We start from the raw sequence: 21,743 nt of genomic DNA on the forward strand, positions 1-21,743 counted from the left end.
CTCGCGCCCTCCCCGCCGCCACCCGGCAGGGAGGGCGCCTTCGTCCCGAATGGAGAACACCGTGGACTTCCACCCCACCGCCGGCCGCCCGATGTCCGACTCCGAGGCCGCCGCCGAAGCCAGGCGGATCATCGAGACCGAGTTCCGCACCGAGCAGCCGGTCCGCCAGTTCGAGACGTCGTTCCGCGACGACACCCCGCTGCCCCGCTACGGCGACACCCCGCCCGTGAAGCAGGACGACCGGCGGATCGTGCCCGCCTGGGCGGCCGGGATCGCCGTCGCGAGCATCGGCGTCGGCGCCGGCGTCACCGGCATCGGCTGCGGCGCCTGGCTCGTGCTCCAGGGCCTGGCCTCCGTCACGCTCGCCGGCGTCCTCATGGTGACCCTGCCCTTCGCGGGCATCGCGATGGTCGCCACCGTGATCGGCGGCGTGATCAGCAAGGCCCGCTCCTCCGTCACCAAGACCGTGTACGAGGGCCCGGTCACCCAGCACACCGAGATCCACAACAACAGCAGCACGCGCGGCATGTTCTTCGCCCGCACCCGCAACGACATCCACCGCTGACATCGGGCGCCCTGCGTCGTACTCGAACCCCGCCCGCACCGGGCGGAGTCGAGTACGGGGCAGGCCGCCCGCAGCAGCGTGCGCCGTCCGTCGCCCCTCGAAGGAGAAGCCGACCGTGACCGACCACAACGACCGCTCCCAGAACCCCGGCCAGCGCCAGCAGTCCCCGACCGACGGTGCCCAGCTCCGCAACCTCCTCCCCGCCCAGCTCACGCCCCAGCTCGACGAACCCGACGAGCAGCAGACGCGGCTGACCGCCCTGCGCGAGTGGTGGGACGACGCCTGGGACGACGGCGGCTTCCTGCACGACCGCTGGGAGGACCTGCGCCGCGCCCCCGAACTCGGCTGGCACGGCATGGCGAACTGGGTGAAGGCGGCCCTCGGACTCGCCGGGATCTGCGCCGTCCTCATCCTGCTGGACGGCGCGACCGAGGTCCTGGTCGACGCGCTGCACCGCCTGCTGACCGCCGTGCCGCGCGTCCAGGTCGGCGCCGACACCTCCACCGGCGTCGTCGCCGTGATCGACCAGCCGATCCGCTCCTACATCGCCGCCCACTGCGCCGGGCTGCCGATCAGCGCCTCCACCGTCTACACCCTGTGGCAGGTGACCGGCCTGTTCTCCCTGGTCGCCGGGTTCATCACCCGCAGCAACGGCATCCGGCTGACGTGGACGGCCTGGGGGATTGCGGGCATGGCGATGGTCTGGACGACCACCCCGGACACCTCGCGCACCGTCGCCACCGCCATCGCCGTCCTCGCTTGGACGTTCGCCTCGGCCTTCGCCCTGCGCGGGCTGAACCTGCGCCCGCGGGTGTACTCCTTCGTACACGCCGGCGCCCCGCAGATCACGGTCCAGCCGCAGATTCACATCCCGGCCCAGCCCGACGGCCCCGCCCCGGACAACGTCCGCCGGCTGGGCCGCTGATCCGGTCGCTCCGCCTGGCTGCCGGCCGCCGTCGCCCGCACCCGGGCGGCCCGGCTGCCGGGGACCGGGCAGGCCGACCGGCCTGAGCTCCACCCGCCGACTCTGCTTGCCGCCTGACCCGAGAGGACCACCGCCCATGAGCACCGCCACCCTCGCCGCCTTCATCGAGCCGGATCGCCCCAAGAACCTGCTGATCAGGTTCATCACCGTCGGCGGCGCGTACGTGGACGTCACCGGCCCCGGCAAGCACTCGGACAAGAACCGCTGGGACTGCCGCGGCTGCGGAGAATCCTCCGACCGGCCCGCGGCGGACTTCCTGTGCTTCATTCGGCCGGACGCCAACAACCACGCCGCCGCCTGCCGCGCTATCCCGCTGCGGTGACCGCCCGCCGCCCGCGCGCCGCCCTGCTGCTGGCCGCCGCCGTCCCGCGCGCCGCGGCGACGGCCACCGCGCTCAAGGCCGGTCACCTCAAGCTCTACGCCGACCGGCACCGCATCGAGATCACCGCCCGACCCCGGCCGGGCTGCCCGCGCTGCCGCGGCGAGGGCGGCTGGTGGACCGGCGGCGCCTTCCCCGAGATGGAGGCGTGCGGCTGCTGGTCCGGCCGCCGCGAACTCCGCGTGCGGCTCGTGCCCGTCCCGGCCTGGGACGAGCCTCCCCTGCCGGAGGCCGGCTGGGGCGAAGGCACCACGGGGCGTCCGCGGCATCGGCAAGAAGCCGGCCGCACCGCCTCCTCCACCTGCTTCGAGATCAGGAGACCCCTGCATGCAGCGTCCCGCCGTTTTCGCCGCCCTGCTCGGACTCACCCGCGCCGCCAGCGCAGTCGGTGATTTCTGGGTTCAGGACGACTTTTGTGCCCGTGTGAAGGGCGCCTCCGACGACCACCCGGTCACCTACCAGGACCCGGACACGAAGGAGAAGATGACGCACGGCACGGCCGACGGCCGTAAGGCGTGCCTGCATCACTGCCTCACCTACACGGCCACTCAGGCGATCGTGGCCGGGCTCGGCGCCCGGGCCCTGGGCATCCGCGTCCACCCCGGAGTCGCTGCGGCCGCGCTCGCCCTGTCCTTCGGCACCCACTACATCGCCGACCGCCGTGTCCCGGGGAAGGGCCTGTTGGAGAAGCTCGCCACGAAGACCGGCAAGGGCGACTTCTACCACCTGGCCGACTACGGCATCAACGGCGCCTTCCACCTCGACAGCGCGTGGCACCACGGCTGGGAGACCCTCGCCGCGCTCATCGCCACGGCCAAGGCCACCACTCGGTAACCGGCCGGCCCCGGGCGCAACGCCAGCGCGCCTGGGGCCTGGGCCGGCAGCGCCTCCCTGGCCTCCGACAGATTGAGGACGACCCCAAGCGCCGGCGACGTCGACCAGGAAGATCTCGTCACGGTCCTGGGCGAGCCCATCGAGGCCACCGCCCCGCCCGACTGCTGCATGGCGTCCGTCGCGCAGTTCCTCACCGTCGCCGTCCGCCGAGCCGAGCAGCTCAACCCGTCCGCGGCGCCGACCCCTCCGCCCGCTGCACGAAGCCGCCGCCCTGGTCACGACCTCGATCACCCTGCGCCCGGGCGGCCGCCGGTGTCCGGCCGCACCCGTACCCGGCTGGAGCGCGTGCGCGCGCGTCGGCCGGGATCGTGAGGCTCGCCCTCCAGCAGATCGAAGACGAACTGGTCGGCCCGATCGACGCCAAGTTCCTCGCCGAGACGCTGCGCGAGCTGTTCGACGAGGCCGCGGCCGTCGCCCACGACTCCGCCGGGATGCGCCTGCACCTGGCCACCTCCACCCTCCACCCGCGAGGAGAACGCCCATGAAGACCACCTTCGAAGGCACCATGCAGCCGCTGGACACGACCATCCCCGACCCGGCGCTGATCGTCCTGATCGGCGCGGCGGGAAGCGGCAAGTCCACCTGGGCGAGCACCTGGCCCCTCACGCAGGTCCTGGAGCTCGACCAGTTCAGGGCGATGGTCTCGGACGAGGCCGGGGACCAGTCGGCCACCATGTCCGCGGTCAACGTGATGCACACCGTGCTGGAGGCTCGCCTCGCCCGTAAGAAGACAACGGTGATCGACGCCACGAACACCGAGCAGCGGGTGAGGGCCGGCCTTCTGCAGATGGCCCGGAACTACGGCGTGCCCACCGTCGCGCTCCTGGTCTCCACCCCGGCCTCAGTCTGTGTCGAGCGCCAGGCCGACCGGACCCCGGACCGCGCCGTGCCCGAGGGCGTCGTACGCCGCCAGCACGCCGAAGCCGTCGCTGCCTTCCCCGGCCTGCGCGACGAGGGCTTTGACCACGTCGTCTTCGCCGACCACATCCACCGCCTGGAGCCGCTGCTCAAGCGGGCCAGCGACACCCGCCGCCGCGAACTCGGCTGGGACGGCGGCGACGGCCTGGGCGCCCTGCACCTGGTCCGCCGCCTCTTCGGCTCCGAGGTACTGCCGCTGTGGCGGTGGCGGGACAACCCGGCGCTCGCCGGCGGCGACCGCGTCGGCGAGATCCGCCTCGGGCCCGACCGCTTGGTCCTCGCCCTGCGCACCGACGCCGACGGCGAGGGCGACGTCGGATTCGACCTGCTGGTCTGCTGCCCGTACGACGGCTGCGACGCCCCGGCGTGGCAGGCCGTCCACGACGTCACCGACCTGCTGATCGCCCACACCAGCGCGCGCCCGCACCCGGACACCGTCTGCACCATCCACGGCGGCCCGGACGACGTCGACCAGCAGGACAACGATCACGACCAGCACGACGTCCTCGAGGTCCGCGCCGACCTGGAAGCGCAGTCCGCGGACGCGGCCCGCGCGTGAGCTGCGCCCTGCGCGACGACGGCTTCGACCACGTCCTCTTCGCCGACAACCTCCACCGCCTGGAACCGCTGCTGAAGCGCGCCAGCGGCACCCGCCGCCGCGAACTCGGCCAGCTCTTCGCCATCGAGTACGACGACCCCGCCTACCGATAGGAGCACCACAATGTCCGTCACCGTGATCACCATCGAAGACCTCATCCGCCGCTACGCCGACGACATCGCGTACGTCGCGCAGGAACCTGCGGCCTCCGACCTCGGCACCTTCATCAACCAGCTCGAAGTCACCGTTCCGCGCTACAGCGATGCCGGCATCAACGGGCACGAGGACCTGGAGACCGCCGCAGGCCACCTCAACGAGGCCTGCGGCAACGCCGACGAGAGCGTCCGCAATGCCTTCCTGCAGCGAGCCGACGAACTTCTCTACCCGATCGTCTGGGACATGACGCAGGAGTACCGCGACGCGGTCGACGACTGACCGGGCTGCCCCTGGCCGGCCTGGCGCCTCTCGCGCCCCTGCGAGCACGGGCCCCGCCTTGGGCGGGGCCCGTTTCATCGCTGGAGCCTCACACCCGTACCGGCGTCCTCCAACGCTGACCACCGCTCTGACGGCTCCTCGTGTCGCCCCGGCCCAGGCGCCCGGGCGGCTCGAGCTTCACCTGCTCCTGCCACCCTGCGCCGCCCCACGCCGGGGCGGCAGGCGCACGTTCACGTCCCATCCGCCACCAAGGGAGACCGCGATCGTGTCCGTCACCATCAACGCCCACCAGCTCGGCCGTCTGATCAACCGGACGATCGGCCACATCGGCAGCGACCCGCATGGGCGGCTGCACGGCATCCGCCTGGAGGCCGACCACGAGTTCCTGTACGCGATCGCCTCCGACGGGTACACCGTCGCCGTCGCCCGCTACCGCCACCACGGCCTCGGCGGCGTGCCGTTCGCCCGCACGCTCCCGGCCCACTGCGCGACCTCGCTGCGCGAGTGGCTCGACGCTTACTCCGGCTGCGACCCGGTGACCGTGACCGTGCTCGAGGAGCAGATCCGGTTCACCGCGCCCCAGGGCGAGCTCGCCATCACTGTCCGCGGCGATGGACGGTTCTTCGACTGGCGCGGTGTGCTGCGCGGCATCCTCGAGCAGACCTGCGACACCAACGGTGCGTTCCCGATGCTCGGCACGCAGCTTCTGGGCCGGTTCCGCGCCGCCGACGAGTGGCTCCGAGTCCGCGTCACCGCCGACCGGCAGGCCGTGCTGTTCGTCGGCGAGGACTTCCTCGGCGCTCAGATGCCTACCCGCGCACGCCGTGACGGCGTCGGCGCCGAGCATTTCCCCTCCCTCGACCAGGTCCACGCTTCCTGGCAGCACACCCTGTCCGTCAGCGAGGCCACCACCATGGCGGACGGCATTCCCGCCGGACCGAACCGCCGTCGGTACGAGGCCAGCAAGGACGTCGCCGAGACGGCCGGCGACCTGCTCAAGCAGACCTTGCGCAGCACGCACCACATGGTCTCCACGGGCCTGTCCTCTGAGGCGCTCCTTGCCTACGCCATCTCCGGCGTCATGGCCTGGAGCGCGTACCGCTACCTCGACGCCCTGCGCACCGCCGACCCCAAGCTCGCGGCCACCATGGTCGCCGAGACCGCCGACGAGCTCGAAGGCGGCGAGATCGGCGAGTTCGCCTGGGATGCCGCCAAGTCCGCTGGCCATGATCCGAAGAAGTGGTCGGACGAGTTCGAGGCGTGGCTGGCCAAGAGGGAGCCGGCCGCCGAGCAGGCCAGCAACCAGTCCCCCGCCAGCGCGGCCTGATACCCACCAGCCTGCCGCCCTGGCGTCGTTTCCACCGGGAACGGCCAAGCGCCCAACGGTCCTCCGTGCGGCGCACTGCCTCGGCGCACCGGTTCCCGAGCCGGGAGCCTCGCCGAGCGCCGTGCCGAGCAGTCGATCCCGTCCGCAGCGGCGCCTCGCCGGCGGCACCTCGTGCTCGCTGCACGAGGCCGCCGCCCTTCATCACCACGACCAGGCCGGGCCGCCCGTCGGGGCTGCCCGCGCCCTTCACCCGCAGGGAGACATCTCAGATGACGCGCACGAAGGCGATGAACCCGCCCCGGGGGCAGTGCCGGCAGTGCTGGTACCACGCGCACGCCAGCCGCGAGGCGCACGCCGGGCTCGGTCCGCGGGAGGACTGCCCGCAGTGCGTGGACCACATGGTCAACGGCCACCCCGATCACCTGATCGTCCGCTGACGCCCGCTGCCCGAAGCCGCGGCCCCGCTCACCAACAACCTCGGAGTGGTCCCTCCTGCGGGCCGCCTTGGCCTGCCGCCTGCCCAGTTGCGGCTTCACCGGGCCCCGCTGACAGCCACAGCACGGCCGTACGGCTCGCGCACCAGGGTCTGCGACGCGGCGCGCCGCCGCGGCGAAGGCCGGACGAGACACCCGCGGGCGTCCGGACAGTTGGAGCGCCTGCGGCTACCGGCCCGGCTGGGAGCTCGGCGGGACGGCCGCGACCGCCGGCCGCTGGAACGACCCCTACAGCGGGGCCCGCGTCAGCGCCGTCGCGCTGTAGCTCCGCCCCGGGACGGCCGCCAAGGCCACAAACCAGTCGACCGCCCCGGGTCACCCATCCCGTACGAGACGAGAGGGAGATCCAAGTATGGACCCCGTAGCCCGCGCCCGGAACCTGTTCGAGCGCGCTCTCCTCATCACCACCCTCGCGGTCGCGCTCACGCTCCACCGGCGCCTGGCGGCAGAACGCCGCGACCCGCTCACCGGAGCCCAGCGCCGCGCCGCCTTCGAGCGCCGCGCCCAGCGCCTGCTCGCCCGCCACCGGCAGGACTCCCTGCTCTGCCTGGTCGACCTCGACCACTTCAAGGGCGTGAACGACACCCACGGCCACGCCGCCGGCGACGCCGTACTCGCCGCGACCGGCGAGCGCCTCGCCCGCTGGGCGGGACCCCGCGGTGTGGTCGGGCGGCTGGGCGGAGACGAGTTCGCCGTCGCGACCCGTGTGGACACCCGGGCCGGCGAGGAGGCGATGGAACAGCGCCTGGCGCAGCTGATGGACGCGCTGCACGAGCCCGTGCCCACGAAGGCCGGCCCGCTTCCCGTCGCCGCCTCGGTCGGCACCGCCGTCCCCGACTACCTCGGCATCCACGCTCTGCCCGCCCTGCTGCGCGGAGCCGATGTCTCCCTGTACCGCACCAAGCACTCCGGCCGGTACGGCTGGGCGCAGATCGAGGACCTGGAGGTGCCGACCGTCAACGGGCGCCGGCAGGGCCGCCTGGGCACGGCGCTGCCGGGGCGTGCCGCATGACGACCGACCTCGAGGGCGGCGACTGGATGCGCGGCATCAGCGTCCAGCAACCGCACGCCGCCTGCCTCCTCGCCGGGGCCCAGACGATAGTGAACAGTCCGCGGGCGTGGTCGTGGCGCGGCTGGCTGCTGCTGCACGCTGGCCAGCAAATCGACCGGGCCGCGCTGCGCGCGCCGTGGGTCGCCCGCACGATCCGCGGCCGCGAGCTGCCGACCGGCGCCGTGATCGGCGTCGCCCGGCTGACCGGCTGCCACCAGGACCCGGACGGCTCCCCGCCCTGCACCGCGTTTGCGCAGCCCGGGGCGTGGCATCTGGAAGTCAGCGACGCCCAGGCCCTCGCCCTGCCGATCCCGGCGCGCGGGCAGCCCGGTCCCTGGCGGCCCACCGAGGAGCTGGTCGACCAGGTCCTCCAGCAGCTGCCCAACGTGCGGCCGTGACTGCCCGGCGCCGCCACCTGCGCGCGGTGCCCACCCCGCCGGAGACGCCCGCGGCGCCCCTCCAGCTCCTGGACTGGCGCCACCACTCGCACTTCGGCCGGCCCGCCCCGTGCGTGCTGTGCGGAACCACCACCCCGCTGAGGTCCCACGCCAACGAGCCCGTGCACAAGGTTTGCGCGGAGTCCTGGAACGCGGCGCACCCCGGCGAGATGCGGTTCGTCTGCGACCCGCCCCAGGGCGGCGGAGCGACCGACCACGCCTGACCTCTACCTCCAGCGGGAGGACTCCATGAACAGCACCCAGCGCGACATCGACCACGCCCTCGCCTACCCGGAGCCGCCGGCCTCGCCGCTCTGGCACTGCGACGGCCCGCGGCCGCGGCCGCTCACGCCCGAGCAGCAGCGCCGCAACCGCGAGCTCCTGCTCCCCGCGCAGAAGCACCCGACTCGACCCCGCTCCCTTCACTCCACCCCCACCCTGGCGGAGACCCGCTGATGAACCCTCAGACGCACCTCGCCATCGACGGCTACGTCGACGCGATCCCAGCTCCCGGCGCCGGCTGGGGCACCGCCCGCTTCACCCTGATCCACTCCCCCGCCGACGCCGGCACCCGCGCGCCCGATGCCCCCGACACCGTGTACGCCTGCACCACCGCCGACCCGCGCATCGCCGACGTCCTGCTGCGTGAGATCCAGCCCGGCGACCTGGTGCGGGTCACCGGCATCGTCGTCCAGCCCGCGGACCCCGGCGCCCCGGCCCACTTCGCTGTCGACGCTCTGGAGGTCCTGGAGACCGCCCCCGCCCTCGCGCTGTACGGCCTCGTGCTGGAGCGCTGGGGCAACTGCGTGGCTGTCTTTGACGCCGACCGCGATGCGGTGCCGGTGTTCACCGCCTCCGGGCGCTGGGTCGGTGAGGCCGCCAGCCCGGACGCGATCAGCGACCTGATCGACGCCTGGGAGAACGGCGGCACACGATGACCACACCCCCTCGCCCAGCGCACCTTCCTGGAGCGGTCCCCTGCCGGCCGCCTCCGCGGCTCCCGGCCCACCGCCGGCTACGCCGCCGTCCAGCGCGCCCACGGCACCCAAGCCCCGGTCGCCATGGGCTTCGCCGCGGCGGCGCCTGGAGCAGTGAGCGCGCCGCTCCCCATCCCGCCTGCGGCCCCACGTCGTTGTGGCGGTGGGAGTACCGGTCAGCGAACCAGCATCCCACCCTCGCCCCCGCAGCCTGAGGAGAAGCCGATGACGCCCGCTCAGTGGTCCACGATCCACAACCTCGTTGCCTGGCTCGACCGCGAGAACGGCAGCGACCGTCACGAGATCACCCTGCGGCTGCTGAAACTCGCCGAGGAGACCGGCGAGGTGGCCCAGACATGGATCGGTGCCCTCGGCCAGAACCCCCGGAAGGGCACCACCCACACCACGGACGACGTGGCCAACGAGCTGTGCGACGTGATCGTCACCGCCGCGGTCGCCCTCGCCTCCATCACCGGCGCCGACGCCGAGCGCCTGTTCACCGCCAAGCTCCAGCAGATCGCCGACAGGGCCCAGGCCCCGGAGGCGGCTCACGGGCCCGCCCGGCTGCAAGCCCCCTCTCACCCACGGAGCGCACCATGACCGAACTGCCGGCACCCACCGTCCAGGCCACCCGGTACACCGTCTCCTGCCTTCCGGAGGACGACGTCAACGCGCGCCACTACGAGATCACCGTCGAATACCGCGGCGGCGGGCGCTGGGCCGTCACCCGGTTCAGCACCTGCCTCGGCGTCGACGGCACCTGGGCCCTCGGCATCAAGCCCTACGACCGCGGTGACGACTGGCTCGACGCCCACCGCTTCGACCTCGACACCGCGCTCCACCTGGCCAAGAAAGCCGCCCCCAGCGTGACGGTGAACGACGTCACCGCGGCCGACATCGCCCGCCGCAGGACAGACCAATGAGCCCCGCGCCTCCCTTCCCCGGCTGGTGCCGCCGACCCCGACGCTCATGCGGCCAGCGAACTGTGCGACGTGACCGTCACCACCGTGGCCGGCCCCCGCGAGAAAGACGACGAAGTCGCGGCGAGGCCCCGTCGGCGCGCAGCGTCCCGGAGGAGCGGCACCCCAGCAGGCGCCGCTTGTGCGGGGCCCGGCTGCCGCCGAGCTGCCGGAAGCCACAGGCCGGCCCCGTCCTGGCCACACCCGCCCCGACACGCACCTCCACCAGAGCGCGGCCGACCACCCACCGGAGAGAAACCATGACCAGCCCCATCGACCCCATCACCAAAACTCAAGCCTTGGCGCTCACCCTCGCCGCCCACTGGGCCGACGAAGCCGGAAGCCACCCCGACCACGACGATTCCCTCGCGAGCGACACCGCTGAAGTGGCATGGCTCGCCTACCAGGCACTCGCCGCCCTCGCCGGGCACGACCACGCCGCGGCCGAACACCTGGCGCGGCAGATCGAAGGCTGCGCGCTCGACATCGGCGACCTCGCCCGCCACACCCTCGAACGACACACCACAGACCCCCGCTGGGACCACCAACCCCTGAGCAACCACCTCACCCAGGAGGTCGCGTGAACCCCGCATCGGCCGCCGCCCCCGCCTGCACCATCTGCGCCCACACCCGTACGACGACGACCACGGGCACCAGGCCTGCCGCCCCTGCACCGACCGCGCCGATCACCACCCCGTAAGGCTGCCTCGGAGCGCCGTGCCCGGCCCCTCCCCGCCGGGCACGGCGCCCCGCTCCCGTACGTCACCAGCGACCCGGAGGTATCTCCGTGCGCCCGACGCACCCGATCCGCCTGATCTCGTTCGGCTACCTGCATCTGCCCACCGGCCCGGACGGCTGCCCCGTCCCGCCCGCCGCCGACCGGATCGAAGACGTCCGTGACCGGCTCCGCGACCCGGCCGCCGCCCGCGACATCCTCGACCTCGACGGCCTCGACCCCCGCGTCCAGGACGTCGTCCTGAACACCCCCGGCGCCCGCGAGCTGCTCGCCAACCTCACCGACGACGCGACCCTGCCCGCTGGCCCACGCCGCATCGCCATCGGATGCGCAGGCGGCCGCCACAGGGCATGCGGCCTCATCGAACTCCTGGCCCGAGCACTGCGCGACCGCGGCCGCGCAGTCGACGTCGAACACCTCCACGCCCATCTGCCGCGCGTCCTCACGACACCCGCCGGCCCCCGCATCACCGGCCCCGAGCAGGAGACCGCCGCCCGATGACCTCTCGTCTGTTCCGCCGCCGAAGTCACGCCCCCGGCGGCCTCTCCCCCGAAGACCACGCCACCATCGACGCCTTCCGCGCGATGCTCGCCGCCGTACGCGACCCGCAGCCCTGGGCACCCGGCCGCGCCCAGGACGCCGCCGTGCGGGTCGGCCCGTTCATCGAGCGCGCGCACCCCCGACCCGGCGACGACCACGGCACCGAGGTGATCGCCGTCGCCCTGGTCCACCCCGACACCCCGCACGCCGCCGCCTACCTCCACGGCCACCAGCTCGGCTACACCAGCAAGGGCTGGCTGCGCTGCGAGACGACCACCATCCTCGGCGCCTGGCAGCCGGCCTACGCGATACTCACCCACGCCGCCGCCAACCTGCCCCTCCCCGACAACGTCGGCATGGCCCCTGCCCACTACAGCGTCCACGTCGAAGCCCGACGACCCGACGGCACCGGCTACACGCTGCTCCGCCTCGGGCCGTACACCCAGACATCGCTCGCCGCCCGCGACGCCGACCGCCTCAACACCGCGCTCGAGGGCCAGGCGGCCGCCGTCCTCCCCGGCGTCACCCTCACCGCGAAGGACACGCCGTTCGACGTCAGCGCCCACGAGAGCTACACCGACCCCCACGGCACCGACCCCGCCGCGCTCCTTGCCGACGCCCTCACGGGGGCGAGCACATGACCGACACCCACGCCCTGAACTGGTGGGTGAACCACCGGGCGCGCCACTCCCGCCGCACGACCGGCCTTCGATGCCCCGGACCACCTCCGTGGCACCGCCATCCGGCAGCTGTGGGCAGCGCGCACCTTCCACGGCGACCAGCGCGTGGAGCACCGGCTCCGCACCCGGGTGCCGGGCTGGCCCTGCTGCACGCCGCAGGCGAGACCATCCGGGCCGCGCTACGCGCCCCGCACGGTCGGCGGCCGCGAACTGCCCGCGGTGCGGTCCTGGGCATCGTCCGCAACACCGGCTCCCACACCGGCACCGGCGAGGCGTGCAGCCCCTGGGCGCAGTCCGGGCATCTCCACGCGGGCCTGGCCGACGTCCACGGGCTGGTCCTGTCCGCCCCCTGCGGTGGCCGGCTCGGGCCGTGGCGCGTCCCGCTGCTGGTCTTCCAACGGGTCCTCGTCTCTGCTCGACCTCACCTCACTGCTCACGGAGGCTCTGTCATGAGCGGCTCGCGCGCCGGCATCCCGAACAACCCGATCGTGATCAGCGACGAACGCATTCCCTTCCCCCGCACCGAAACCCCGCTCCGCTGCCAGGACGACCCGAAGCTGTTCGTCATCGAGGAGATCACCGACCACAACGCGCGAGAGAAGGCCCTCACCCAGGCGAAGCTCGCCTGCTCCCGCTGCCCGATCGCCACGGGCTGCCTCAAGTGGGCCTTGGCCAACAAGCAGCTGACGCCGACCGGCGTGTGGGCGGCGACCACCGCCCGGCAGCGGGCCCTGCTCCGCAAGACCCTCAAGCGGCGCCTCGGAGCCGACTGGGTCGGCGCCGTCGCGGAACAGGACCGCCGCCGGCAGGAGGGGCAGCGCGCGGCCCGCCTCCACCCACCGACTCTCCGCGACCAGAAGATCGCCCGCCTGGAGCTGGAGCTCCTCCCCACCCGGCCTGCCCCGTACGGGCCGTGGAAGCAGCCGATGACCCGAGATCGGCAGGCGCGCAACGTCGCACTCCTCAAGGCCGCGCTGTCCACCCAGCCGGCCGCGTAGATGGGCAGCGACTGGGGGCAGGCCCTTCAGGTCGAGGGCCTGCCCCTGCACTCCAGCCCCGTGGAGCAGCACGCGGCCGGCCACCCCGCGGCTCCTGGCCCGCCGACGACTGCGCCGTCGCCCGGCACGCCCAGGGAGCCGAAGCCGGGGCAGGAACCCCTGCTCCGCCAGCTTTCTCGTCAGCGCCGGCGGCCCTGCCCAGGGCTGACCTGGCCCGATCCGGCCGGACGCACCCTAGGCCGGCCCTTTCCCCTCACCCACCGAACAGGAAGGCGCCCACCGTGCGCATCAAAATCTGGATCGACCCGCAGCACGCCGACGGCACTGTCTGCGAACACAAGACCAAGCCCTCCGGGAAGCCCCGCGACCCGGAATCCGGCTGCACCGGACGCGCCCGCTACCAGGTGATGTGCACGGAGCACGGCGCCGTAGGTGAGCCCCGAGGGCTGCGCGTCCTCGCCGAGCCCGTACGGCGCGCGCACCGAGACGGCCACGCGACTACCCCGGCCCGCGCGACGTGACCGTCGGCTGCCTGACGCTGCAGCCAGGGCGCCGGCCCTCTCCACCCCGGCCACCAGAAGGCCGTGGGCAGAGTTCACCGCGATGCTCGCCACCGAATGCGACCGCAGCCCTCACCGCCCGGCCACGCCCAAGACGTCGCCGTGCGGGTCGGCCCGTTCATCGAGCGTGCGCACCCCCGACCCGGCGACGGCCACGGCACCGAGGTGATCGCGGTCGCCGGCATCCATCACGGCCAGATATCTGCTGGTATGCCCCGGAAGGCGTCAATACCGGTCAGGACCATGCTTGTTGGTCCCGCCTGGATCTCTTGACGCAGCTCCCTGTTCACTGAGGCCCAGCGCGATCGCCGCGCCGCCTATGTGTTCGGGAGGCACTTGTGCTTGCTGATCCGTTCCCAGTCCGAAGCCAGTCCGGCACCTCGCCGTGGCACCGGCACCCCGTCGTCGTCATCATCGTGGTGCTCTTGCTGGCCCTTCTGAATTACGTCATCCCCGTGCAGGAGGTGATCCCGGCAGCCGCGGCCCTGTTTTCCCTGCTGTGGGCTTCCGATGCCCAGCGGCAGGCGTACGGTGCGGAGGCGACCCGGTGACCCAGGAGGCCAGGGCCGAGGTGGCACCGCCGCGGAAGCGGCGCACCGATCCCGAGCGGCTGTGCAGCTTCATGTACGACCTGGAGTTCGGGCCGATGCTCAACAGCGATCAGCTCGCCCTGATTCTGTGCCTCACGAGGGACTCACTGCACAGCGCGGTCAGCACTGGCCGCGTCCCCCCGTGCGATCGGAAGATCGGTAATCGGGTCTACTGGGCCAAGAGCACCGTCGACCGTGTCCTCGAGAAGCGCGCAGAGCGCCTGGAGGCTGTTGAGCTCCGTGTCGCTGGCCAGCCGGTGGTTCAAGACGCCAACGCCCCCTCGCCGCCGGACGTCGGCAACAGCGGCACGGGTGGTGCTTCCCTGTAGTCAGGCCCCACCGTCGCCGTCTGCGGCTTCGGCGTGAGGAATGTGGACATGGCCATGGTGGCCGTCGCCGTGCTCAGCGCGGGCCGAGGCCGCCGTTTCACCAGTGCGGTCTGGTCGCACGCGGACGGCCGCCATGCGGCAGGTCCCGGCCGCCCTGGTGACCGCCGCCAGCATCCCCACCCTGATGAAGGTGCGTCCGCGCCCTGGGCGGTCTGACAACTGAAGGCCCGGCTCCCCCGCGATCATCAGCGGGGGAGCGGGGCCTTCGGCGTTTCAGGACTTGGCGGAGACGGTTCCCGGCTGGTCAGACCGGCCCGTGGCCTCAGCGGAAGCACCAGCTGGTCTTAACCGGGTTAAGGCTGCCTCGGTGAGCTTCTACTAAGGCAGGTTTTCGATGGCCCGCTCGACGTGACCTCGCAGCTGGGCTACGAGCTCGTTGGTCCGCGTGAGGTTGGCGGTCGATGCCTCCTGGAGCACCGGAGCCAGGGCAGTGAGGGAGTCGGCAAATCGGCCCGCTTCGGCGACGATGCCTTCCACGACCGCCAGCGGCTCCGTTTCCCGCTCCGCCTCCCCGCTCCTCGTCTTAACCGGGTTAACGGCCCCCGAGGCTTCGACCTCTGTTTCGAGCCCTTGGGTCTTAACCGGGTTAAGGGGCGGCGCGGCCTCCTCGCCGCCGGCCTGGTGCGGGACCGCAACGTCTGGTCCCGCGGCAGGGCTCCGCCCGGATGCGGTTTTGCTACGCGGCTTGCGCGGGGCCTTAACCCGGTTAAGAGCCTTGTCAGCCTCAACACGCTGCTGCTCTTCCGGGAGTCGCCCGATCCGGCGGCCGTCCTTGACCGTCAGCTCCCCAGACTCCACCTTCTGCTGCAGGTCGTCGGGGAGCTCGAGAAGGGCCAGCCGCTGGGACACCCAGGCACCGGACTTTCCGAGTCGCTTCGCGACCTTCTCCTGCGAGCCGTGCTTCGACACCAGTTCCTGGATGGCCCGCGCCTGATTGAGCGGCGGCACATCCACTCGATGGATGTTCGCGATGAGCGCCGACTCGAGGATGTCTGCAGCGCTCACCGCGAGGTCGTCGTTGACATCGATCCGCAGCTGCTTCAGGCCGGCCTCATGAGCTGCAGCCAGACGCCGGTTGCCGTCAATGACGACGTACTCAGCGTCCCCGATCGCTTCCTCCTGACCGGGATGTGCCTGCAGGAAGGCCGCGCGCCTGGCCACCGTGATGGGCTGAATCTGCCCCTTGGCCCGCAGCGAGTCTGCGGTCTCCTCGATGTCCGTGAGCTCATCGCGAGGGTTGAACGGGTTGTGCGCCAGCAAGCCGAGTTCTACCGCAGCGGGAGGCCGCTTGCCCTCGCCGTTCATGATCTGCTGGCGGGTGCGGATGCGGCGCGGCGCGGGCTTCTCGCTGCTGCCGTCTTCGTCGATGCTGAAGCCGCGGGTGACCCGCTGGGCCGGGGGCGTCATACGGCGAGCTCCTTCGCCAGGTCGCGCATCACCTGCGCGTGTTCACTGTCGGGTGCGTACTCCAGCAACGGGATCTCACCGTCCGCAGCCTCGCGGCCTTCCTTCAGATCGCCGATCACCGCGAGAACTGAAGGAGAACTGCTCTTCTCCCACTGTTCCTTGTTGGACTGCACGAGCTTGCCGCGGCGGCTGTCGTAGGCGTTGACGATGAGCCCGAGGTAGTCCACCTGGATGCGGCCCTTCATGCACAGGTCGTCCATCTGGGACTTCAGGAGGCGGAACGCCCGGTGGGACGCCTTGTTGGCCCAGACCGGGGTGATGACGCCAGACCGGTCAGCAAGCTCGCCGTCACGCCGGCGTACGTAGTACAGCGCGGTGTCCATGTTCAGGCCCAGGCTGGGCGGGCCGTCGATGATGATGACGTCGTACTCGTTCTCCAGCGGCTCCAGCGCGCGTTCCAGCGCGGCCTCACTGAAGCTGACCTTGGACAGGGCGACGTCGCGGAGAAACGCGTCGTCGGACGCAGGGAGCAGGTGCAGCCGGTCGCCGAAGCGCTCGCCGTCCAGCGCTACGAGCAGGTCGTGGATGTCGCCCTTGGCGGAGCCGTCCATGTGCATCATCAAGGTCTCGACGTCGTCCTCGTACATGAGGTCTTCGAAGCCGAGCTCTGCGGTGAGATGCCCCTGCGGGTCGTAGTCGACCAGCAGTACGCGATGACCCGCCTCAGCCAGGGCCTGAGCCATGCCGGACGACAGGAACGTCTTTCCGACGCCGCCCTTCTGGTTGGCTACGAGAACACGCACGACCGGCTGCGAGACCAGGGGAGCCGAAGGTGAGGGGTGGTTGTCGAGCCACAAGGTCAGTGCCTGAGCGAGCCCTTGAACGTAGGTGACACCACGTTCTGCGCAGGCTGCCTTGAACTTGTCCGGCTCGCCGGCGGGAAGAAACGTCCCCCACGTCTTTGCGCCGTCGGTCTTGACCTCCGGGAGACCGTCGGCTGCGTACCAGGCGTTGATGGCGTGCTCGGTTACGTCCTGGATGTCCATTCCGTGTTCAAAGGCGCGGATTTTCAAGTGCCTGCGCAACTGGGGAGTGAGAGCTGTAATTAGCTTCTCTCGCTCCCCTCGGGGGCTAGGGATGCTCATGTGGCCGAACTTTACTAGGCCGGAAGGTCCCGCTCCGTAGCCACGCTCCGACTTCACCCCTCCGCCACCCACCCGCCTTGGCCAGCCCAGGGCGGTGACACCCTCGAAGCCGGGCCTGAGACCGCGCCGCTTACCTCCTGATGGAGTGGAGGGCTCCAGCAAGCTCGAGATGGCCGGCCTGTCGTGACCCCCGTGGGAATCACGACAGGCCGACTGCTGGGTCGCCCCCGATAGGCGGAGGTCAACCCGCAACTTCACTGGGCCAAATGCCACAGCAGCACGAGCGGCGGGGCGCCGACGGAGGCGTGACCGCACCGTGGATGCTGCACCGTTCCAGGTAGCACCCGATTCCACGAGATCGATCAGACGCCGACCTTCAACATGCTCCCCAGTTGCCCCTGCGGCCGAGCGATACGGCCGCCCACCTGAGCGCCTCCGCCGTCGGGGGCGGGCCAGGTGGTCCGTTCACCGCGGTAAACCGACTTTGGACACGCGCCGAATGAGGCGGCAGCGGCCTTCACGCGGCGCCGAGCGCGCGCCCATACCCCCGCTGCGGTCTCCGCCCGCCCGTATACGCCGCCGCCTCATCTGCCGGACCGCAGGAGGCATGGCGCCGCCGGCCTGGCCGGGCGACGTCCGTAGCGCAGGCATCCTGTTGGCCTCGCGGTGGGCGGTGCGTTGACGGCGATGAGATGTCCGTAACGGTCCTCGTCCCTGGCGGGCCGCCGGGCCTGGCCAGGATCGTGTCGGTGCGCCAGGGGGGCGTGGCTCAGGAGGTCGGTCGCCGTGCCCGACCTTTGGTGTCCCACTCACTGAGCACGGTCCGCAATTCTTGAGCGACCGCAGGGCTCACCCCACGGCGCTGTTCGACGTCACGCAGGTACCCCTCGGCTCCCTGGAGAAGCCCGGAGCGCGGATACGACAGGACCATCGCCTTGTGCGTGCCGTTTGCTCGTACATGGCTCCAGGCGTCGAAGTCCGTCATGCGGGAGCCGCCAGGGGCGGGGATGTGGCCGTCCACGTACTCTCGGCCGCCCGGCTTGTCGCACTTCCACGGCGTTTACAGCGCACACATTAGGCAGGCGAGGATGCCGTGCATTGCGGGGAAGCGGCGCTGCCATTCCTGGTCCAGGGCATAGATCTCCTGCGCCAACGGGATGGACTTGCGGCACAGGCAGCAGGCGATGCGGAACTTCACAGCTGACAAGGAGCGGCTCCAACCCGCCGGCCGACAGAACCAGCCCATGCTGTCGCCCGCTGAGCTGCCGCCCCGCGGCTATCGCTTCGACACACCGGCGGCGGACACCGACGGGGGAAGGTCCGGAAAGTTGGCGCCCGGGCCGCTTCTACGTCGTGCAAGGCTTCACCGCCCATCCGGCGCAGGTGCTGTGCCGCGCTGTGCCCCCTCCTGGTCATCGGGAGGTCAGCCAACCAACGTGCGCCGCGCGTCCGGAAGGTGGCCTTCGGCAAGGGGGCGGTTCAGGATGCTGTGGGTCCCGATCCGGTGCCACACGATGTGGTGGTCCCCGCGGACTACCTCCGGCCCGTACGACCATGTCGCGCGTCCGTCCGGTGCCCAGGTGAGCTCGTAGACGCCCGGGGCGCAGCGGACACGCTTGATCCGTAATCCGGGGCGGAACTGGCGGCCGGAGCGCAGGTCGGGCACGAAGGCTTCCCGTACGACGCGGAGGAAGCGCCGGCGCTGGGCGGGGGTGAGGTGCTGGAGGTCGGTGGTGAAGCGGGGGAGTGTCTCGTACGTGGGCACGGTGTCCTCCGGGCAGCACGACGAGGCCCCCGGCGGTAGCCGGGGGCCGGGTGGGCGGTCGTCCGTATCGGGCGGTGGGTGGCGTGCGGTGGTGTCGCTCGAGGGTTTTCGGGTGGTGCCGGAGAGCGATGACACTGGCTTGCCGGACGGGGCTGTTTCCCGCGTGGCGGGCGGCTGAGAAGAAAGTTCGGCTGCTGCTCCCGCCTGGCGGGACGTGCGGCTGATCGCCCTGTTATCGCAGGTCAGGGCCGTGTTGTGTGGTCTCCATGATGGATATCGCGAAGATCACCGCCGGGCAGGCGTACCGCTACTACCTGCGCCAGGTCGTTGTAGGCGACGGCCACCGCCCGGCCCGAACACCGCTCGTCCAAGCGCAGGAAGAGGCCGGGGTCCCGGCCGGGCGATGGATGGGCCGGGGCCTTGCGGCCCTCGGCTTGGCGGCGGGCGACGTCGTCACCGAGGCGCAGCTGCGCCACCTCTTCGGCGAGGGCCGGCACCCGCACGCCGACCGGATCGAGGCCGACCAGCTCGCCGCCGGGAAGAAGCCCGCGGTCGCGCGCCGAGCCGGAGCGCTGGGGCGCCGGGTGAAGGTCACCGGGGTCGATCTGGTCTTCCGCCCGCAGCCGACCATTACCTTGCTGTGGGCGCTCGGGGATGAGGAGACGCGGTGGGTGATCGAGGACGCGCACGAGCGGGCCATCGCCGCCGTGCTCGCCTGGATCGAGGACGAGGCCGCGATCCTTCGCTTCGGGGCCCAGGGCGTCTACACGGTCCGCCCGGTGCACGGTCTGGTCGCCGCGCGGTTCCGCCACTACGAGGCCCGCTCCGGGATGCCGCTCCTCCATGACCATCTCCTGGTGTCCGTTAAAGCCCAACGCCCGCACCGCGGCGAGAACGGGGTGGGCATCTGGGGGTCGGTGCACTCCGAGGCCCTGTACGAGAACGCGGTGGCCGCGTCGGCGCTCTACAACGACGTCGTGATGGCGGAGGCGTGTGAGGCGCTGGGGCTGGCATCCGAGCCGCGCACCGTCACTGTCGGGCGCCGCCCGGTGATGGACGTCGCCGGGGTGCCGCACGAGCTGATCCGCTGGATCGCGCGTTGCGGCGACCAGATCGCCGCCTGCCTGGCGGAGCTGGAGCGCGAGTACGTCACCGCCGTCGACGACGACGGCAAGCCGCGGTTCCTGCCGGTGGTCTCCGAGCGGGCGCGCGCCAAGCTGAACGGGATCGCGGCGAAGATGACGCGCCCGCCGAAGCAGAAGGCCCGGCCCCTCGCGCAGCTGCGCAAGGAGTGGAAGGACAGCGCGATCCGGATTTCCGGGGTGGCCGGCGACGTCATCGACTGCCTCCTGCAGTACGCCCGTGCCGCGGCTGCCGCGATCCGGGCCCGCGTCGCCGCCGTCGTCGACGTCGCCCTGGCGGCCGTCGACGTCACCGCGACGGTGTTCGTGATGAACGGCGGCGGCTGGTTCCACCGCCGGCACCTGCTCGCCGAAGCCCGCCGCCACCTCGCTTTCGTCCTGCGCGGCCGCCGCCGCGACCCCGGCCTGGACGACGCGATCGTGGACGCCGCGCTCGCCGCGTACTGCGTGGACATCAGCGAGCCGAAGACGCTGCGCGGCCTGATGCCGGCCTACCGCCTCTACACCGCCCGCTGGCCGCTGGCCGCTTCTGAACCTGCCCGCCGCCCGCCGACTGCCGCCCCCACCGTCGGCCGGCAGCCCCCGGCCGACCCGGCCACACCCGCGCCCCGGCCTTCGGACCTGGTGCCGGGGGAGTGGGAGATACCCCGTGTCCCGTTGCGGTACGAGCGGGCCGTCCTCGCCGGCGCGGCGGTCCGCGAGAAGCTGCGCACCGTTGCCGCGCGGAGCCGGCCGTACGACGTCGTCGCGCACCAGCAAGCGGCGATGCCCGAACAGCAACTGCCCGCGGCCGCGGGCCCCGAGTACGAAGACCAGGAGCCGGAGGCCGGGCGCCGGGAGGCGATCGAGACGGCTCTACGGGCCCTGCGGGCCTCGCGCACGGACGTGGAAGCCCTCAACCTCACGGCCGAACGGCTGCGCCACCTCCAGGACGCGTTCACCCAGGCGGCCGGCGCCTCTCGCGCCCGCGCGGACCGCTACGCCGACCGGAACGATGCCCACGCAGTGCACCCCGTGCGCGCGGGCGACCAGCAGGCGCACCGCCCGCAGGAGCCCGGACCGCGCCGCGGCCGGGAGGCCGGCCACTGAGTGCACCCGATGCCGCGCCCCCGCCGTGGCGTGCGCCGGCGATGCCCGTCATCCGCTCCACCGGCTGGAGTCCCTGGGCCAGGGCGGGGACGACCTCGTGCCCGCGTGCGCGACATCGACGAGGACGGCGCCGTGCATCCACCCGGTGCGCACCGGCCGCGTTCCCCCACGGCCCCATGTCGAGACATCTCAGGGGGCCAAGACGTCAAGCGACGCGCCCAGCAGGGGCTGCTGGGCGCCGCCGGGGAGGTTCCCGCGACCGCCGTCCTCGGCGTGATCGCGGCGCACCGTCGTCGCCGGCGGTGAAGCCACCGGCGCTGTGCGACGGCGTGGCCCGCACCCCTGGTGTGGTCCCAGGGCGCACCGGTGCGGTGTGGGCCGCGATGAAAGCGCACCGGTGCGGTGCGGCTGTGGTGCGTCCGCCGCGAAGTGCCCAGTGCGGTGCGCGCGCACCGCACCAGTGGTGCGGTGACAGCACGGCCGACGCCGATGTCCTTGCCTCCGGCGACGGCTCCCTCGCCGCCGAGGTGGACGACAGCTGTGGCTCGCCCACCACCCAGGGAACACCTGCTGTGGTGCTGGGCGCCTCGCGGGTCGAGGAGGCGTTCCCCGTCGTGTCGCGGTGAGTGGCCAGGCGGGCCCTAGCGAGAGTTGTCAAGGGAAAAACCCTGGCCTAGCAAGCC

General features: G+C 72.1%; 30 protein-coding genes and 1 pseudogene. 28 read left to right on the top strand and 3 right to left on the bottom strand.

Annotated elements, in window-relative coordinates; genetic code table 11:
• The first annotated feature begins 49 nt into the window (after positions 1-49).
• The 26 genes and pseudogenes from ACSNOD_RS08815 (at position 50) to ACSNOD_RS08940 (ending at position 14,452) form a co-directional block, all read left to right on the top strand.
• Positions 50-565: a hypothetical protein gene (locus ACSNOD_RS08815; RefSeq protein ID WP_436766229.1), complete on the top strand. Its 516-nt coding sequence runs from the start codon at positions 50-52 to the stop codon at positions 563-565.
• A 115-nt stretch (positions 566-680) separates the two neighbouring features.
• Positions 681-1,490 (top strand): hypothetical protein, encoded by an 810-nt coding sequence (locus ACSNOD_RS08820; protein WP_436766230.1) that lies wholly within the window; start codon positions 681-683, stop codon positions 1,488-1,490.
• Between the two features lie 136 nt (positions 1,491-1,626).
• Complete coding sequence (locus ACSNOD_RS08825; protein WP_436766231.1) at positions 1,627-1,872, top strand: hypothetical protein; 246 nt, start codon at positions 1,627-1,629, stop codon at positions 1,870-1,872.
• A pseudogene (locus tag ACSNOD_RS08830) lies at positions 1,869-2,150 on the top strand (hypothetical protein); the annotation flags it as partial. The gene ACSNOD_RS08825 and the pseudogene ACSNOD_RS08830, both read left to right, overlap by 4 nt.
• Positions 2,151-2,352: 202 nt before the next feature.
• Positions 2,353-2,763 carry a hypothetical protein gene (locus ACSNOD_RS08835; RefSeq protein ID WP_436766232.1) on the top strand — a complete coding sequence of 137 codons (411 nt, stop codon included), beginning with the start codon at positions 2,353-2,355 and terminating at the stop codon, positions 2,761-2,763.
• A 72-nt stretch (positions 2,764-2,835) separates the two neighbouring features.
• Positions 2,836-3,135, top strand: a complete 300-nt coding sequence (locus ACSNOD_RS08840; protein WP_436766233.1) for a hypothetical protein — start codon at positions 2,836-2,838, stop codon at positions 3,133-3,135.
• The gene (locus ACSNOD_RS08845) at positions 3,132-3,308 is read left to right on the top strand and encodes a hypothetical protein (RefSeq protein ID WP_436766234.1); all 177 of its coding nucleotides are present in this window, start codon (positions 3,132-3,134) and stop codon (positions 3,306-3,308) included. The genes ACSNOD_RS08840 and ACSNOD_RS08845 overlap by 4 nt, the downstream gene beginning before the upstream one ends.
• Positions 3,305-4,300 carry an AAA family ATPase gene (locus ACSNOD_RS08850; RefSeq protein WP_436766235.1) on the top strand — a complete coding sequence of 332 codons (996 nt, stop codon included), beginning with the start codon at positions 3,305-3,307 and terminating at the stop codon, positions 4,298-4,300. The genes ACSNOD_RS08845 and ACSNOD_RS08850 overlap by 4 nt, the downstream gene beginning before the upstream one ends.
• Complete coding sequence (locus ACSNOD_RS08855; protein ID WP_436766236.1) at positions 4,297-4,452, top strand: hypothetical protein; 156 nt, start codon at positions 4,297-4,299, stop codon at positions 4,450-4,452. The genes ACSNOD_RS08850 and ACSNOD_RS08855 overlap by 4 nt, the downstream gene beginning before the upstream one ends.
• A gap of 22 nt (positions 4,453-4,474) precedes the next feature.
• The gene (locus tag ACSNOD_RS08860) at positions 4,475-4,774 is read left to right on the top strand and encodes a hypothetical protein (protein ID WP_436766237.1); all 300 of its coding nucleotides are present in this window, start codon (positions 4,475-4,477) and stop codon (positions 4,772-4,774) included.
• 265 nt (positions 4,775-5,039) lie between these two features.
• Complete coding sequence (locus ACSNOD_RS08865; RefSeq protein WP_436766238.1) at positions 5,040-6,101, top strand: hypothetical protein; 1,062 nt, start codon at positions 5,040-5,042, stop codon at positions 6,099-6,101.
• Positions 6,102-6,370: 269 nt separating this feature from the next.
• Entirely contained in the window at positions 6,371-6,538 is a 168-nt protein-coding gene (locus ACSNOD_RS08870) for a pRL2-8 (RefSeq protein ID WP_436766239.1), read from the top strand.
• A 409-nt stretch (positions 6,539-6,947) separates the two neighbouring features.
• Positions 6,948-7,607 carry a GGDEF domain-containing protein gene (locus ACSNOD_RS08875; RefSeq protein WP_436766240.1) on the top strand — a complete coding sequence of 220 codons (660 nt, stop codon included), beginning with the start codon at positions 6,948-6,950 and terminating at the stop codon, positions 7,605-7,607.
• On the top strand, positions 7,604-8,044 hold the full coding sequence (locus ACSNOD_RS08880) for a hypothetical protein (protein ID WP_436766241.1): 441 nt from the start codon (positions 7,604-7,606) through the stop codon (positions 8,042-8,044). The genes ACSNOD_RS08875 and ACSNOD_RS08880 overlap by 4 nt, the downstream gene beginning before the upstream one ends.
• Entirely contained in the window at positions 8,041-8,307 is a 267-nt protein-coding gene (locus tag ACSNOD_RS08885; RefSeq protein ID WP_436766242.1) for a hypothetical protein, read from the top strand. The genes ACSNOD_RS08880 and ACSNOD_RS08885 overlap by 4 nt, the downstream gene beginning before the upstream one ends.
• Positions 8,308-8,332: 25 nt before the next feature.
• Positions 8,333-8,539, top strand: a complete 207-nt coding sequence (locus ACSNOD_RS08890) for a hypothetical protein (protein WP_436766243.1) — start codon at positions 8,333-8,335, stop codon at positions 8,537-8,539.
• Positions 8,539-9,021: a hypothetical protein gene (locus ACSNOD_RS08895; RefSeq protein WP_436766244.1), complete on the top strand. Its 483-nt coding sequence runs from the start codon at positions 8,539-8,541 to the stop codon at positions 9,019-9,021. The genes ACSNOD_RS08890 and ACSNOD_RS08895 overlap by 1 nt, the downstream gene beginning before the upstream one ends.
• A 264-nt stretch (positions 9,022-9,285) precedes the next feature.
• On the top strand, positions 9,286-9,660 hold the full coding sequence (locus ACSNOD_RS08900) for a MazG-like family protein (protein ID WP_436766245.1): 375 nt from the start codon (positions 9,286-9,288) through the stop codon (positions 9,658-9,660).
• Positions 9,657-9,983: a hypothetical protein gene (locus tag ACSNOD_RS08905; protein ID WP_436766246.1), complete on the top strand. Its 327-nt coding sequence runs from the start codon at positions 9,657-9,659 to the stop codon at positions 9,981-9,983. The genes ACSNOD_RS08900 and ACSNOD_RS08905 overlap by 4 nt, the downstream gene beginning before the upstream one ends.
• Positions 9,984-10,279: 296 nt before the next feature.
• Complete coding sequence (locus ACSNOD_RS08910) at positions 10,280-10,603, top strand: hypothetical protein (RefSeq protein ID WP_436766247.1); 324 nt, start codon at positions 10,280-10,282, stop codon at positions 10,601-10,603.
• A 203-nt stretch (positions 10,604-10,806) separates the two neighbouring features.
• A complete protein-coding gene (locus ACSNOD_RS08915) occupies positions 10,807-11,256 on the top strand; it encodes a RapZ C-terminal domain-containing protein (RefSeq protein ID WP_436766248.1) in 450 nt (149 codons plus the stop codon).
• A complete protein-coding gene (locus ACSNOD_RS08920; protein ID WP_436766249.1) occupies positions 11,253-11,936 on the top strand; it encodes a hypothetical protein in 684 nt (227 codons plus the stop codon). The genes ACSNOD_RS08915 and ACSNOD_RS08920 overlap by 4 nt, the downstream gene beginning before the upstream one ends.
• A 488-nt stretch (positions 11,937-12,424) precedes the next feature.
• Entirely contained in the window at positions 12,425-12,973 is a 549-nt protein-coding gene (locus ACSNOD_RS08925) for a WhiB family transcriptional regulator (RefSeq protein WP_436766250.1), read from the top strand.
• Positions 12,974-13,254: 281 nt separating this feature from the next.
• Positions 13,255-13,494 carry a hypothetical protein gene (locus tag ACSNOD_RS08930; RefSeq protein ID WP_436766251.1) on the top strand — a complete coding sequence of 80 codons (240 nt, stop codon included), beginning with the start codon at positions 13,255-13,257 and terminating at the stop codon, positions 13,492-13,494.
• Between the two features lie 377 nt (positions 13,495-13,871).
• Entirely contained in the window at positions 13,872-14,084 is a 213-nt protein-coding gene (locus ACSNOD_RS08935) for a hypothetical protein (protein ID WP_436766252.1), read from the top strand.
• Positions 14,081-14,452 carry a hypothetical protein gene (locus ACSNOD_RS08940; RefSeq protein WP_436766253.1) on the top strand — a complete coding sequence of 124 codons (372 nt, stop codon included), beginning with the start codon at positions 14,081-14,083 and terminating at the stop codon, positions 14,450-14,452. The genes ACSNOD_RS08935 and ACSNOD_RS08940 overlap by 4 nt, the downstream gene beginning before the upstream one ends.
• Before the next feature lie 378 nt (positions 14,453-14,830).
• On the opposite strand, the gene ACSNOD_RS08945 is transcribed toward ACSNOD_RS08940, so the two are convergent.
• From ACSNOD_RS08945 to ACSNOD_RS08955, 3 genes are all read right to left on the bottom strand, one after another.
• Positions 14,831-15,919, bottom strand: coding sequence for a ParB/RepB/Spo0J family partition protein (locus tag ACSNOD_RS08945; protein WP_436766254.1), 1,089 nt, complete (start codon positions 15,917-15,919; stop codon positions 14,831-14,833).
• A complete protein-coding gene (locus ACSNOD_RS08950) occupies positions 15,916-17,064 on the bottom strand; it encodes a ParA family protein (RefSeq protein ID WP_436766255.1) in 1,149 nt (382 codons plus the stop codon). The genes ACSNOD_RS08945 and ACSNOD_RS08950 overlap by 4 nt, the downstream gene beginning before the upstream one ends.
• Before the next feature lie 1,423 nt (positions 17,065-18,487).
• Positions 18,488-18,829 (bottom strand): hypothetical protein, encoded by a 342-nt coding sequence (locus tag ACSNOD_RS08955; RefSeq protein ID WP_436766256.1) that lies wholly within the window; start codon positions 18,827-18,829, stop codon positions 18,488-18,490.
• Between the two features lie 266 nt (positions 18,830-19,095).
• On the opposite strand from ACSNOD_RS08955, the gene mobF reads away from it, so the two are divergent.
• Entirely contained in the window at positions 19,096-21,060 is a 1,965-nt protein-coding gene (mobF, locus tag ACSNOD_RS08960; RefSeq protein ID WP_436766257.1) for a MobF family relaxase, read from the top strand.
• 410 nt (positions 21,061-21,470) lie between these two features.
• Entirely contained in the window at positions 21,471-21,686 is a 216-nt protein-coding gene (locus tag ACSNOD_RS08965) for a hypothetical protein (protein ID WP_436766258.1), read from the top strand.
• Positions 21,687-21,743: the final 57 nt, after the last annotated feature.

It is taken from the genome of Streptomyces sp. URMC 123, assembly GCF_051386515.1.
GTDB lineage: Bacteria > Actinomycetota > Actinomycetes > Streptomycetales > Streptomycetaceae > Streptomyces.

Coding starts and splice junctions, on each gene's coding strand:
- ACSNOD_RS08895 (WP_436766244.1), top strand. CDS start 8,539: ATGAACCCTCAGACGCACCTCGCCATCGACGGCTACGTCGACGCGATC.
- ACSNOD_RS08900 (WP_436766245.1), top strand. CDS start 9,286: ATGACGCCCGCTCAGTGGTCCACGATCCACAACCTCGTTGCCTGGCTC.
- ACSNOD_RS08920 (WP_436766249.1), top strand. CDS start 11,253: ATGACCTCTCGTCTGTTCCGCCGCCGAAGTCACGCCCCCGGCGGCCTC.
- ACSNOD_RS08925 (WP_436766250.1), top strand. CDS start 12,425: ATGAGCGGCTCGCGCGCCGGCATCCCGAACAACCCGATCGTGATCAGC.
- ACSNOD_RS08850 (WP_436766235.1), top strand. CDS start 3,305: ATGAAGACCACCTTCGAAGGCACCATGCAGCCGCTGGACACGACCATC.
- ACSNOD_RS08950 (WP_436766255.1), bottom strand. CDS start 17,064: ATGAGCATCCCTAGCCCCCGAGGGGAGCGAGAGAAGCTAATTACAGCT.
- ACSNOD_RS08890 (WP_436766243.1), top strand. CDS start 8,333: ATGAACAGCACCCAGCGCGACATCGACCACGCCCTCGCCTACCCGGAG.
- ACSNOD_RS08875 (WP_436766240.1), top strand. CDS start 6,948: ATGGACCCCGTAGCCCGCGCCCGGAACCTGTTCGAGCGCGCTCTCCTC.
- mobF (WP_436766257.1), top strand. CDS start 19,096: ATGATGGATATCGCGAAGATCACCGCCGGGCAGGCGTACCGCTACTAC.
- ACSNOD_RS08910 (WP_436766247.1), top strand. CDS start 10,280: ATGACCAGCCCCATCGACCCCATCACCAAAACTCAAGCCTTGGCGCTC.
- ACSNOD_RS08905 (WP_436766246.1), top strand. CDS start 9,657: ATGACCGAACTGCCGGCACCCACCGTCCAGGCCACCCGGTACACCGTC.
- ACSNOD_RS08825 (WP_436766231.1), top strand. CDS start 1,627: ATGAGCACCGCCACCCTCGCCGCCTTCATCGAGCCGGATCGCCCCAAG.
- ACSNOD_RS08880 (WP_436766241.1), top strand. CDS start 7,604: ATGACGACCGACCTCGAGGGCGGCGACTGGATGCGCGGCATCAGCGTC.
- ACSNOD_RS08870 (WP_436766239.1), top strand. CDS start 6,371: ATGACGCGCACGAAGGCGATGAACCCGCCCCGGGGGCAGTGCCGGCAG.
- ACSNOD_RS08945 (WP_436766254.1), bottom strand. CDS start 15,919: ATGACGCCCCCGGCCCAGCGGGTCACCCGCGGCTTCAGCATCGACGAA.
- ACSNOD_RS08815 (WP_436766229.1), top strand. CDS start 50: ATGGAGAACACCGTGGACTTCCACCCCACCGCCGGCCGCCCGATGTCC.